This window comes from Moritella sp. 36, from assembly GCF_018219415.1.
Classification (GTDB): domain Bacteria; phylum Pseudomonadota; class Gammaproteobacteria; order Enterobacterales; family Moritellaceae; genus Moritella.
Genome location: NZ_CP056120.1, coordinates 1,636,097 through 1,649,998 on the forward strand (window position 1 = coordinate 1,636,097; position 13,902 = coordinate 1,649,998).

Below are 13,902 nucleotides of genomic sequence, written 5' to 3' on the forward strand. Positions count from 1 at the left end.
ATGGAAGTTAATAATATGGATGCTCGTCCTTCAATTTACGGTGGCACTTATATGCGTGATCCTGAAACCGTGATGGCGCCAGCAAGGCTTGGTGCAATGCACCAGAATCGAATAAGTTTTGTACGTAGCCTAGTTCGTAAAATGGCGCAACAAAATTGGCAAGTCACTCAGCATGAGTGGCAGTTATCACCACAAGGTTTTGGCCACGTCATTTATAAACTAACGACGTTGGAACATGTTTATCACTTAGTTATTTTTTGTGATGAGATCGCGGATGAAGATCGTAATGATCGTGTGATTGCCGAAAAGTGGGACGTGACGTTCGCCCTTGTTTATGGCGATGTCGATGCTGATTTACTGGGATGTTTACGTGCAAATGTGCCGTTACAAGAAGCAGGACGGAATCCAAATAAGGTGCTGGTATTAGCAAGAGCAAATAAGAGTGTACGTGTATTTGAACATTTAGTGTCGCACCTTGCAAAAGGGCAGCAGCCTAACGTCAAAGAACTCGCTGAAGTTGGTTACATTCTACGTACGACAGCTGTTTATGGTAATGGTAAGTTTGGTATTTCCGATTTTGGCTGGCTTGAGAGTAATGACGACTTCAACCAGTCATTCAGTGCGCAGATGTGCGCTGTGTATATTTTACGTGAATTCAGCTTAGACTGGATTCATTACATAGCCAATCAGCAAGGTGGTGATAGGGCGGTTAATTTAGATGTCGATTTACAACGCTACCTTGGTATCGGTAATGCAACAGGTCTCGGCATGGCGCCATACTTAATCAATCACCCTTGTGTCGTTGATAAGTGGTTATCATCTAGAGAGTCTGCGCTGACGGCCGTATTAAACAGTTCAGTTACTGGTAATAAACGTGAGCCATTGCAGCGTTTATTACAAAAAGCCCTTTGCCATTTGGATCAAATCATCACGATTAATGAACAGCAACAAGATCTTAATACGACCGCAATAGTTGAGCTGGATGATTTATTGAATAAGTTAGAAAGCGTGCTATTACAGATCTCGACCTGGCAGGAGTTAGTTGATTACAGTAAGCAATATAGTTTAGAAACCCAAGAAATCTTGCTGTCATGTTTGATGGAGATTAATCCTGATTTAGTGGACGGCTATGAAGCCAAGATGAATTGTGATGAAAGCTTAAATCTACCGAGCGGTAAACGCATTGAAGATTTATTAGCTGTCTTGGAAAGTCGTTATCGTTGGGCAATCGACACTGATTTTAAGCAACCAGAAAACAATTATTGGTTTTGGTATCGTTCACAAGACAAGGAAGAACCACGTTTAGGCGTACGGGGGGAAGAGCCTGGCGAAGATCGTGAGTTACCGCTGGATATTGGTCGTCAAGTCTATCGCCTTTATCATGAATTATTGATCTGTAAACCAAACATGCAGTTGGCTGAGTTTTTAGTGCTACATCCTCAATATCGTGCGATTTCACGTCGAGTTTGGACGCTCGGCAATAAAGACATGGGCGAGATCCAGATGAACGTATTACACAAAACTGCGCTACCAATGCATTTGTTGCGTTGTAAATTAGCGGTATTTGGCGCAACTAAGTTCGACCCTCGTTCAGAACGTTGGGTGCGGGTTACCTTTTTTCAAGGCGCACCTTTGCTTAATGAAATTCATGATGGGGAGTGGTTGTTCCCGTTGTTACCGACCCATTCATTAAATCAAGCAGTAGCAGAAGGAGAAACGTCATGATTGTTTCATATAATGAATTAACGGCCGTTGTTAACAAAGCTTTTCTTGGTATGCGCCGAACCTGTGGTGAAGCTGATATCATTGCTAATATGGTTGCTGGTTTGCAGATGGTAGGCTTGAACGGTATCGGCCATTTTAACAATGCCGCCCAATTCTTGACGGCTGAAAAAGATTGCCCGGTTGATATTTTTACCACGAATGAAGGTGGCTTAGTGGTTGATTTACATGGCTGTAGTTTAGCTTGCCACTTGCCTGTGGTGATTGATTATGCGATTGAAAAAATGGTGAATAAAAAACACCTGACTATCGAGTTGAAAAATTGTCATAACCGTTGGCTTGCGTATAACGAATTAGTGAAGTTAGCGGCTAAGGGCTTAGCATGTAAAGCACAGTGGAATAATGGTTCGTCACCACAAAATACCCTGTATATTTTGAATCAAGGTTGTGTGTCTCCGGAATTGTTTTTATCTGACCATCTGGACTTAGCGGGGAGTGCGTTACATGATATGACCATTCAATTATCAGTGAAAAGTTTTGATATTACGGGTTACTCGGCGGGTTACACGAGACATATTAAGTCTTCAGAACTAAATCGCGCACTACGTGATACTTGGCATGACGGCATTCTGGTTGATGATGCGGAATGGGAAACGTTGAAACAAACTGCCACAGCACTCTTGGTTGAAAATAGTAAACAATCGCTTAAGGGCGCAGGAGAACTCGCTCATTCACTTCGCTAGTCTTTAGTTTACAAAATACCGTCTATTGGCATCGCCGAGGAAGTTGATGAACTTCAATACTCGGTGATAATTGCTTATAAATGTTCAATATATCCATTAAACAATGATCAAATGCAGCTATCACACTTGGATCGAACTTGCTACCGGATAATTCTCGGACCTTATTAATTGCGATTTCAATGGGGATTGCATTTTTATAGCAACGGGGATGTATCATGGTATCAAAGGTATCGACAACTGCCACAATACGCGCGGATAATGGTATATCATGGTATTGCAATTGGTTGGGATAACCACGCCCATCCCAATGTTCGTGTAAGGTTAGCGCAATATCATGGGCTACTTTAAGCGTTGCTGATTCGGCATCTTGCAAAATTTTTGCACCGATAATTGGCGCTGTTTTCATCACTGCCCACTCTTGCATTGTTAATGCCGCGGGTTTTGATAATATTTGCTCCGGAATGCCTATCTTCCCTAAGTCATGTAGTTTTGCGGCGGCGCGTAATTCTTTTGCTTTGCCTTTCGGCATGCCCATGTTTAACGCAATTAATTCACAATAACGTGAAACGCGTCGAATGTGATTAGATGATGAATCATTCTTATATTCTGTCGCAAGTCCAAGCCGAGTTATGGTTTCGGCATTGGTTTTTTCTAGCATTAAATGCAGTTGTTCATTTTCTTTGCGTGATGTAATTAAACTATCGATCATATTATTAAACGCGTATTGCGTTTGCTGTAATTCTACAAAGGTGGATTCCGATATATTCGTCTTAATAAATTGGCCACAACGAATATTTTCAGCAATTATTTTTATTTTTCGGAGTGAATCTGTAATGTGATTAATGAAAAAGAATGAGGTTAAACAGGCGATGATACTGATCACTAAGCCAAATAGAATATTCAGTTTTTGATTATCAATTAACTCATTGAGAAAAAATTTTTCAGGCATGTAAATAGCGATTATCCAAGGCCATTTGTGATGTGTAAACTCTTTAAATAAGCCATGATATTTATTATTATCGAAATTAAATGTAACGGTTGTCGCTGTGCTTCCAGTCGAAAATAGCTGGGTTTTTTCTTGCAGTGCTTGCCAAGCCGTTAAGGCGATTGGATTTTTAATTTCATTGATGCGTGGAAAGCGTAAACTTTCATTTGCGGTATCTTGAATAATTTTTTGGTCTGGATACGCAATGATTTCGCCAAGTCGATTAGTGACAAACGCGGTGCTACTTTCTCCTAGATCAAGGTTATCAAAAAAGGATGAAATAGTGGCTAAGGATAGATCGACACCTACAACACCAATTAATTGGTTATCTTTGCCATAAACAGGCATTGAACTGGTGATACCAGGCTTACGTGAAGAGAAAAATACATAAGGGTCAGTCCAAGATAAGGCATCGTTATCGAGTGCTTTATTAAACCAAATACGGTCTCGGGGATCGTAAGCTTCTTTGGTTATTTCTTTTACGGAAAGCTGTGTAAAGTTATTATCATGGGTGTAGAGATGTGATGATTCTAAGATATTGTTGGTATCAAATGTAATGTATTTTCGTGAGAACAATGGTTCATTGAAGCCTTGCTCACGTTGCACATATACAAAGGTGCCACTTGTATTTGCAAAGTAGATCCCTGAGATGTGTGGTGATTGTTTTAGTTGTTGAAAAAAATATAAACCAAGATCTTCGGGTCGGTCAATTGATAACACATCTGAGCTGAGTAATTCTCTGCTTAATAATGTCGTTGCTGCTGCAGTATCAAGAAAACGTTTCGAGTTGTTGATAACATTGTCTGCATAATCAATCATTAACTTGTGGGCATGAGAATTGAATGAACGTTGATTCGAGATATAGCTCGACACTAATAGCGTCGTTAACGTAACAAATTGCAGTAAGATCACACCGCTAATAAGGGCTTTCTTTATGGTAATACGCAATGGTAATTCATCCTTGAATTATGCATAAGATATCGAGTTGAACACTATTATTAACATCGAGATTTAATCGAGTCAAGTTCGCTTAAGCGATCACACTCGGTAATTGTTTAGTGTATTAATCACTTCCTCTGACTGACGTAAGGCTCTTAATTGGGTAAATAAGTCGACCGCTTCAGGATACTGCTTACGTAGATAGCTAAACCATTGTTTTATTCTGTTGGGTAGATACTTCTCTTTATCACCACGAATCTCTAATTGGCAGTAGTTCCTCAATAAAGTGACTACATCAGCCCAAGGCATGGGCGCTTTGTTGTATTTAACCACTTCACCTAAATTTGGTAAATTTAATGCACCGCGACCGACCATTAAGTCGTTACAACCAGTCACTTCTATGCAACGTTGACCATCGGCATGATTCCAAATCTCACCATTAGCGATAACCGGAATTGAAACGTGTTGTTTAATTTCGGCAATAGCTTCCCAGTTAATCGCTGCTGCGCGATAACCATCGGCTTTGGTTCGACCATGTACTGTCAGTTCATTGGCCCCCGCTTGTTGCACTGCATCGGCGATTTCTAACTTATGATTACTGTCTTCCCAGCCTAAACGGATCTTAGCGCTGACAATGTGCTCCGAAGGTACCGCTTCTCGCACTTGTTTCACGATTTGATATACAAGTTCAGGTTCACGTAAACATGCCGCACCACCAGATGACTTATTGACTTGTTTCGCCGGACAGCCAAAGTTGATATCTAAGCCGTGAGAACCAAGGTCAATGGCACGAACGGCATTTTCTGCCATCCATTCTGGATGTTGCCCTAATAATTGAATGCGGACAGGGGTACCTGCCTGTGTACGGCAACCATTCTTTAATTCGGCGCAATAACGGTAAAAGATCTTTTCTGGTAATAACTGTTCGACGACTCGAATAAACTCGGTTACGCACAAATCGTAACCGCCTTGCGCTGTCAGTAACTCGCGCATCAAATTGTCAACAACGCCCTCCATAGGGGCTAAAACTACGCGCATGTTATTGTCCTGCGTTGGCAAAATGAGCGATTAAAACAGAATTCACCATAATTGCCAAATTTATCGTATAATAATTTCTTCAAAAGGGGGGGAATCTTAATACTCGCTTGCATATCAACAAGCAGTTACATAAAATTTATCCCCAATATTATTTTTATATGAGCACATGTTTTATACCCAAATTATTTGGTGATATGACATATCGCTCATCAAATTAACAGGTTGAAACATGAACCAAGATACACTCGGGTTTATTAAAAACAGTATTAAATCAATTCCAGACTACCCGAAAGCTGGCATTATCTTCCGTGATGTAACAAGCTTAGTTGAAAACGGTCCTGCATTTTCAGCGACAATCGACTTACTTGCTGAACGTTTTAAAGATGCTGGTTTTACAAAAATTGCGGGTACTGAAGCGCGTGGTTTTATTTTCGGTGCACCGCTTGCTAAAGCGCTTGGTTTAGGCTTTATTTTAGTACGTAAACCAAACAAATTACCGCGTAAAACTATCGAGCAAAGCTATGAGCTTGAATACGGTACTGATACGTTACAGATCCATGTTGATGCTGTAGATGCAGGTGATAAAGTACTTATCGTTGATGATTTATTAGCGACAGGTGGTACTGTTGCCGCGACGGTTTCTTTAATTCGTCAGCTTGGTGGTATCGTTGAAGATGCTGCATTTGTTATCTCATTGCCCGATCTTGGTGGTGAAACTGTATTAAATAATCTTAATGTTAATATTACCAAATTAGTTGATTTTGACGGCGAATAATCTGCTGTCATTGTAATAACAGTAATAATTGTAATTATCATGATTAGCTGGTGGTCGACTGCCAGCTATTTTCAGTCCCGAGCATATTAGTGCTTATCAATATTAAGTAATCATTGAACTGTTATGAGTTATCAAGTTTTAGCGCGTAAATGGCGCCCGCATAATTTTCAGCAAGTTGTTGGTCAACAACATGTGCTGACCGCTTTAGTTAATGCGCTAGAGCAAGATCGTTTACACCATGCTTATTTGCTCAGTGGTACTCGCGGTGTTGGTAAAACAACGATCGCCCGCATTTTAGCGAAGAGCTTAAACTGTGAAAAAGGGATCACCAGTAAACCTTGTGGCGAATGTTCAACGTGTGTCGAGATTGATCAAGGTTCTTATGTTGATCTACTCGAAATTGATGCGGCATCACGTACCAAAGTTGAAGATACCCGTGAGTTACTTGATAACGTGCAGTATAAGCCAGCTCGTGGTCGTTTTAAGGTGTACTTAATCGATGAAGTACACATGCTTTCTAAGCACAGTTTTAATGCGCTATTAAAAACGTTAGAAGAACCACCAGAATATGTGAAGTTCTTGCTAGCGACAACCGATCCACAAAAACTGCCTATTACGATCTTATCGCGTTGTTTGCAATTTCATTTAAAAAGCCTAACGACTGAGCAGATTTCTCAGCAGTTGGTGCATATTTTATCGCGCGAACATTGCCAATATGAATTGTCAGCATTGAACTCAATCGCCAAAGCGGCCGATGGCAGTATGCGTGATGCATTGAGTTTGACTGATCAAGCCTTGTCTCACGGCGCTGGTGAAGTATTACACCAAACTGTGTTAGATATGTTGGGCACGTTAGATCACAGCCATATGTTGCAATTACTGCGTTTAATTGTCAGTGGTGATGCTAATAACTGCATGGCGAAGATTGCCGAGGTGAGTTCGTTAGGACCTGATTTTGACCAATTACATGTAGAATTAGCAAGTTTGTTACACCGTATTGCTATGGCGCAAATTTTACCGTCGTCAGTGGTTGATACTGAACATGCCGATAAAGTGAAAGCCTTGAGTGATGAAATGTCACCAGAAGATGTACAGTTATATTATCAAATCACATTGACTGGTCGTAAAGAACTGCCACTTGCACCAGACCCACGTAGTGCGTTAGAAATGACGATATTACGTATGCTAGCGTTCCGCCCACAAGGTCGTTTACAAGCGCCAGAAAGGGATGTGACGCCAGCACCTGTCGCAATCGCACCAGCTGTGACGGAAACGGTGGTTGCAGCACAGATTGAACAAGCGCCGCAGAAAATACAGCAACCTATACAAGAATCAACGCAACAACCAGCAGTTCCATTTGTTGAAGTGACTGATGAAGCGGTTACGAATTTAAACCTAGAGCAAAACGAGCTATTACAAGCTGCGCAAGCGATGGGCCATGTTGAAGCGCAAGCTCTTGAACCGCAAGGCTATACAGCTGCACAGGTTGAGCCACCAAGTATCGCTCCACAGAACTATGTTGCGCCGCAAACTAATAGCGCGCCGCAAAACAGTTTTGAACAACAGAATAGCGTTGCACAAGAAAATATCGCAGCAGCAGAATACGCGCCACAACCGATGGATATGTCGCCGACACAAGCCGTACCTATCCAGAATGAGCAAGTAAATACAACTCAACAGCAGCAACCGCAGAGTCAAACTCCTGCGCAAGCGTCAGTAGCTGAAAACAGCGTCGATCAAGGTCGTAAAACACGTAATTTTTTACGCAGTCGTTTAGGTACAACTGCAAAAAAGTCGACAGCGGCGAAGAGTGAACAGGCTCCATCGTCGTATGTACCGCCGAAAAAAGCGGTAGCACCTGTTAGACAAAATATGCAACAGCAGCAATCACAGTCTGCACCTGCATGGCAAGATCTACCTCCGCTGGATTCGTATCAAGATCAAGGCAGTTATCCAGATCAAGGGCAGGGCGATTATCATAACCAAATGCCAGAGTCGAATACTTATCCACCGCAAGGCTTTGCTGAACCCGTCGTTCGTCAAATTGATCGCTTTAGCCAAGTTAAGGTTGATATTAATGATTTGTCACCCGCTTTTCAGCCACAAAAGTCAGGTAAATCAACGGCAACGGCACCGCTAGATAATAAGTTACGTGATGAAACAGACCCGTGGTGTTGTTATATTAATCAGATGAGTTTAGGTGGGCGTGTCCGTCAACTGGCGCTGCACAGTGTGATGGAACAGGAACCTGGTCGTGTTACTTTGACCATGAATCCAGACCAACGATACTTTGCTAATGACAAGTCACGCCAGCAGTTAAGTGAAGCGCTGCAACAAGTGTTAGCTGAGCCAGTGGAGTTAGTAATCAACTTTGGTGAAAACCCAAACAAATCAACGCCAGCGCAACTAGAAGAAATAATTTATCAACAACGTTTAGCGAATGCGACTAAAAACTTGTATGATGATAAGTATATTCAGTTCTTTATGAACCGTCTTGGCGCTGTTGTTGATGATAGTTCAATTGTGCTGTTATAAAAATTTAGTAACCTTGATTTTTTTTAAATGATACCCATATAGTATGAGTATTCAGTGCGAAACAATCGGTATTTATTTATTGTTGTTCGCGACAGTCAGATAGAAAGAGAGTTTAATATGTTCGGTAAAGGCGGAATGGGCGGGCTAATGAAGCAGGCTCAACAAATGCAAGACAAAATGGCTAAAGTACAAGAAGACTTAGCTAATATGGAAGTAGTTGGGGAATCAGGTGCTGGCATGGTTAAAATCACTATGACTGGTAGCCATAACGTACGTCGTGTACAAATCGATCCTGAATTGATGGAAGACGATAAAGAAATGTTAGAAGATCTAATCGCTGCTGCTATCAACGATGCTGCTCGTCGTGTTGAAGAAGAAAACAAATCAAGAATGGCTGACGTTACCGGTGGTATGAAATTACCACCAGGTATGAAAATGCCTTTCTAAGTTGACTGATATTTAATATCGATCAATTAATTGGCCTCGGCTTTTCCCTTTGGGGTTAAGCAGGGGTCAAGTTACCCCATTCAAAATGTAATGTATCCGCGTTGAGTGAATGCTTGGCCAATTAGTGACTCTGAGAACCTAGAGCCTAAGATGCAAAGCAATACGAACAACAAGTTCTATTGTATTATTCTCTATAATATAAGACATGAACATCTTTTTATTACTTATACCTAATAAATAAAATGCTCTTTTTAAATGAGTATCAACAGAACTTGCTCCAATGCATAATAGTTTAGCGATTCCTTTAGTGGTAATATTTAATGTTGAAAGTGAAAGGCATTCTATTTGACGGTTAGATAAATTTTTATTCCATATTTTATTAATGACTTGATAAAAGTTTATATTATCATTCGTAATGTATTGTGAAGATAAATCAGAATGTGAAATCTGATTTATTAATTTATTCATATTAACATCGGCTTGATAATTAATTATTTTTTTATCTTGAAAAGTAAGCTTAGTTTCTCCTTCGTAGAAAATTGAATTTCCAGTTGCTGAGACTGATAAAAATTCGCCTAGATGTTTACCTCTACACTCCCAATTAATAATAATAGTATCTTCAAAAAAATCAATTGAGTTTTCTTTATAATTCAATACTGGGAAAGCTCTGAACCAAGAATTCAGCGTGTTAATAAAAGGCTCATATCCTACACTTAACTTCACTGGGCTTCCTATTATAGTATTGTGTGACATTATGTTTGGTATATCATTAACATTTTTTTCACTCCAAATTAATTCCATAAATTGTCTGGAATCATTAATTAACCCATCTTTATATGTCGACATAAAATCCCTTTTTTAAAAACAAAATATTAATGGAAATGTTAAATTATAAAAAAACTAAATAAAATAAGAACATACTATTTACTTTATAGGTGTTTATAAAATTAATCTTGAGCAACACAATTGAATGTAATAACATCATAAACCATATTAATGCTTTCTTCGTGTTGGTTAGTTAGCCGTCTAAATTCATAAATCCAATCAGTTACAAATTCAGGTGGAGCTACTTGCATATGTGGCATCCAACAGCTTATGTAACGTAGAAATAAATTGTCGTTATGAAAGTGATGTGTACGGGTTTCAACTTTAATCTTTATATTCTCAAATCCTACTTCGCTTAAAAATAATTCTAAGTTTGAAGCCGAATAAAAAAAATAAGGGTTTGTAAAAGATGAAAAGTACTGCTTATACTTTTCATAAACGGCAATATTTTCAGATGCTTTCCAAAGATGTTCACACCTAGGATATATCAGGCCTAAAAAACGACCTGATTTATCTAATGATTTATAAATAAGTTCCAATGCTTTTTTTAGATCCGAAACCCAATGTAAACAATTGAAACTAGTAATAACGTTGAACTTTTCTTCGATACTTAATGTACTTACGTCCTGCAATATAAACCTACATTCGGGGTAATTTTTCTTTGCAAAATTAAGCATGTCTATGGACAAATCAACACCTAAAACCTTTTTTTTAGATTTTTTTTGTAAATACGATGTTATAGCTCCGTCCCCACAGCCAATATCCATAATGCTTTTATTTTCAAGTTGTTCTTTATCTATGAGTTCAAAGGATAATAGCTTTTGTACTTCTGAGTTCTGTGAATAATCCCCAGCATGCCAATTTAAAATCACGTGTTTTACTCCTATGTCATTAAACTATTTATATGAGTTAGCTACTTTTAATTCTCATTGAATATAAATATGTAAATCCAAAAAGACCTATAATAAGTCCGGTATATTTTAGTTCATAAGGTGATAATAATGTTATAACTAATGGCGTAATACCACCAAAGATAGATAATGCAGAATTAAATCCAACCCCTAATGAAACAGCCTTATGTGTCCCTTTTACTTGAGAGAAAATCACTGCGCATGTAGGTGCTAGAATCAATGCGGAAATGAAAAGTAACCCTGTATTAGCTATAACCAAATACACCACATTTCCTGTATCTAGAATTGCATAGAGAGGTGCTGATAATATAATTAAGCAATAAACACCTAGATCCATTGCTTTTTTTGATGAACTATATCGATCAAATAACCAACCAACAAATACTATAAATATAATAAAAAAAACATTACTTAAAAGTGGGAATGATAATTTAACAGCATCACTAGGATCTATCACATTGATTAGAATCCGTCCTGCAGTGGCATTCACATAAAATACAATTCCAGCAGGTATTGAAATTAAAAAGACCTTAAGAATTGATTTTTTATCAACCTTGTATCTACTCTTATTGACTGCCAGTGGAACTTTATCAACTAATTTGAATTTAAAATAAAAGCTCAATACTATATTGAAAATACCTAGAAATAGTGGGATTCGCCATCCAAAGTCAACCATCTCTTCTCTAGATAAGTTATATTCTAAAATCAAGATGAGTGATTGCGCCATGAGGACACCAACCAAACAACTCGCGACAATTAAAGCTGAGACTTTAGTCTTACTTTCTTTTTTTGATGTCTCAAGTAGATAACATATTATTACCGGATATTCACCACCAAAACAAAATGACTGTATCATTTGAAGAAGTAATAGAATAAGTGGTGCCGCAATCCCGATTTGAGAGTAAGTTGGGAGTATAGCCATTGAAATTGTTGCTACACCAATAAGAGAACTCGTTAGGATTAAAGCTTTTTTCCTTCCATATTGATCAGCATAAAGTCCAATAATAAAACCACCAATAGGTCTCATTAAAAATCGGATTGCAAAAATTCCCCATACAAAAATAATAGATTGTTCAAGAGAGGAATTAGAAAAAAAATTTTCAGCGATATAAACATAGATAACACCATAAACAGCAATATCATAGTATTCAAAAATATTACCAGAAATAATACCTAATCTTCTTTTCCAAGTAACCAAAGTACCCCCTATTTATTATAATAACTACAATTGTTTGACTCATTACGAAGCAAGCTAGGTTGCTACTTATTTGCAACCTACTTACAACATTGGCGAGAGGGTACCCTTTTGGGGTAGTTTAGATAGGGGTAAGTAACGGAACTATCTAATTCGAGGTGAAATATTGCAGGGAGGCACTTTAGCGATATTTTAACCTGTTTATTTAAGGTTATAATTTGAGCTAACGAGAACATAGCTCAACTTAACGTTAAAAATTTGATTTACTTATTGCATGTAAATTGGAGTAAGCGATATGAAAAATCAAGACTAGCTCAACTTGGCGTTGTTATCGCGTCGATGGTTTTTGACAGCCAAGCCATATTTAATATAATCGGCAGAAGTGATTGTAACTGTAGAATTTATTGCTGTTTCGTTCTCTGTATTCTTTCCATAGCAATTGCAGAGTCATTATTTTGGGTTTGGGTTCTTGATGGCTCACATCATCCCATTCCCGATATAGCGGCCTTGAGGTGATTAGGATCGGTTAAGCAGCCATTTTTACACTGGTAATTTCCGTCCCCATTTTTTGGGTACATTTTTTTGGCGGAATTTGTTTATAATAAAAAAATCATCATTAGCTAATTTAAATTTTAGTTATTGAATGATAAATTGCAGACCCTCTTAACCATACTATTTATCCCGCTGAAATTAGCTACGAAGACACGAAATTAAAATTAACGGCGAGTATGATTTGTTATAAAAGTTAATGGTTAATACTTTTATATTATACATTGACTTTTGTTGTCAATGTATACAAATTTAGATTTAAATGTGGATACAGTGATATTTGAAACATTCGTCATCATTATTTTAATATTATTCGTTATCATTTTAGTTGGCTTAATTTATATATTAGTTGTTTATCGTAATCGTATTAACAAATTTCTTTCTGGATCATCAGAATGGGATATAAAGATTATTTATCATTGTTTATTATTTTTTACATTACAGTTTATGTTGGTAATCTATTTATTAAAATAAAGTTGATGCAAGTGAGTGATCGTATATTTCAAGTTGAATAATATTTATTGGTACGTATGCTAATAATTAGAAAGGGCTATGATTAGCCCTAGTAGTTTTAACTAGCGTTGTTGATCAAATAACTTAGAGGCTTGCTCCCCCCTTTTTTATGTAAATCTAAACACTTGTGTTTCTTTCAGTCATAGCTAGTCTAATGACTTTATTTAGCGTTTTATACCGATATATCGCCGTTTTCTATAACGATCTATCGTGGTCTCCAGCATCTAATTTCCTGAAGTGTCACAATGAATTAGGCCCTCTGGTTAGAGGTGATAAACTCACTTTAACTAACCTGATATTGAGCAGTTATCGTTTTATTTTCTCTGTATCCAAATAACTCATTTACCGAATCAATAATAATGAATGTTAATGGAAAAATTAAAATTCCAGCTGGCTGTACTGTATTGAAGGTAGTCACTGGATCTGGTGACATTGGTATAGCTAGGAGTAAAAAAGTTATAAACAGTGTAAAAAGTGCAGATAAGAACGTTTGATTATATTCATGAGATTCAGTATACCCTGCGGCAATGCGTATTAATATATGAGCTTTATCTGTTACTAACATTCCCTGATCCGAAGTGTAACTTATAGCGACTGCATTTTGTATATTGCAATATATTATGTATGACGTGAATAGGATATTCATTGGATATTCATTGGATATGCTAAGCGCTATCTGTGGGTGTAAAAAAGCGGGTATTTCCGACGACGATTACATTGGGATT

The 13,902-nt window shown here is 38.0% G+C and carries 11 protein-coding genes; 5 read left to right on the forward strand and 6 right to left on the reverse strand.

What is annotated here, in order from left to right; genetic code table 11:
- The first annotated feature begins 15 nt into the window (after positions 1–15).
- A complete protein-coding gene (locus tag HWV03_RS22535; RefSeq protein WP_211679147.1) occupies positions 16–1,725 on the forward strand; it encodes a hypothetical protein in 1,710 nt (569 codons plus the stop codon).
- Positions 1,722–2,465 (forward strand): DUF3726 domain-containing protein, encoded by a 744-nt coding sequence (locus HWV03_RS07500; protein WP_211679148.1) that lies wholly within the window; start codon positions 1,722–1,724, stop codon positions 2,463–2,465. Before HWV03_RS22535 ends, HWV03_RS07500 begins: the two co-directional genes overlap by 4 nt.
- A gap of 22 nt (positions 2,466–2,487) precedes the next feature.
- Here the strand turns inward: HWV03_RS07500 and HWV03_RS07505 are convergent, their stop codons facing one another.
- Positions 2,488–4,398, reverse strand: coding sequence for an HD domain-containing phosphohydrolase (locus HWV03_RS07505; protein ID WP_211679149.1), 1,911 nt, complete (start codon positions 4,396–4,398; stop codon positions 2,488–2,490).
- Positions 4,399–4,488: 90 nt separating this feature from the next.
- Positions 4,489–5,427 (reverse strand): tRNA dihydrouridine(16) synthase DusC, encoded by a 939-nt coding sequence (gene dusC / locus HWV03_RS07510; RefSeq protein ID WP_211679150.1) that lies wholly within the window; start codon positions 5,425–5,427, stop codon positions 4,489–4,491.
- A 229-nt stretch (positions 5,428–5,656) separates the two neighbouring features.
- Between dusC and apt the strand changes: the two genes are divergently transcribed.
- The 3 genes from apt to HWV03_RS07525 all read left to right on the forward strand — a co-directional run bounded on the left by apt (position 5,657) and on the right by HWV03_RS07525 (position 9,184).
- The gene (gene apt, locus HWV03_RS07515) at positions 5,657–6,202 is read left to right on the forward strand and encodes an adenine phosphoribosyltransferase (protein ID WP_211679151.1); all 546 of its coding nucleotides are present in this window, start codon (positions 5,657–5,659) and stop codon (positions 6,200–6,202) included.
- 123 nt (positions 6,203–6,325) lie between these two features.
- Entirely contained in the window at positions 6,326–8,737 is a 2,412-nt protein-coding gene (gene dnaX, locus HWV03_RS07520) for a DNA polymerase III subunit gamma/tau (protein WP_211679152.1), read from the forward strand.
- 117 nt (positions 8,738–8,854) lie between these two features.
- Positions 8,855–9,184 (forward strand): YbaB/EbfC family nucleoid-associated protein, encoded by a 330-nt coding sequence (locus HWV03_RS07525; protein ID WP_017220587.1) that lies wholly within the window; start codon positions 8,855–8,857, stop codon positions 9,182–9,184.
- Between the two features lie 138 nt (positions 9,185–9,322).
- Here the strand turns inward: HWV03_RS07525 and HWV03_RS07530 are convergent, their stop codons facing one another.
- The 4 genes from HWV03_RS07530 to HWV03_RS07545 all read right to left on the reverse strand — a co-directional run bounded on the left by HWV03_RS07530 (position 9,323) and on the right by HWV03_RS07545 (position 13,742).
- Positions 9,323–10,030, reverse strand: coding sequence for an ester cyclase (locus HWV03_RS07530; RefSeq protein ID WP_211679153.1), 708 nt, complete (start codon positions 10,028–10,030; stop codon positions 9,323–9,325).
- Positions 10,031–10,131: 101 nt separating this feature from the next.
- Positions 10,132–10,881, reverse strand: a complete 750-nt coding sequence (locus HWV03_RS07535; RefSeq protein ID WP_211679154.1) for a class I SAM-dependent methyltransferase — start codon at positions 10,879–10,881, stop codon at positions 10,132–10,134.
- 37 nt (positions 10,882–10,918) lie between these two features.
- On the reverse strand, positions 10,919–12,118 hold the full coding sequence (locus HWV03_RS07540) for an MFS transporter (protein WP_211679155.1): 1,200 nt from the start codon (positions 12,116–12,118) through the stop codon (positions 10,919–10,921).
- Positions 12,119–13,460: 1,342 nt separating this feature from the next.
- Positions 13,461–13,742 carry a hypothetical protein gene (locus HWV03_RS07545; protein ID WP_211679156.1) on the reverse strand — a complete coding sequence of 94 codons (282 nt, stop codon included), beginning with the start codon at positions 13,740–13,742 and terminating at the stop codon, positions 13,461–13,463.
- Positions 13,743–13,902 lie beyond the last annotated feature (160 nt).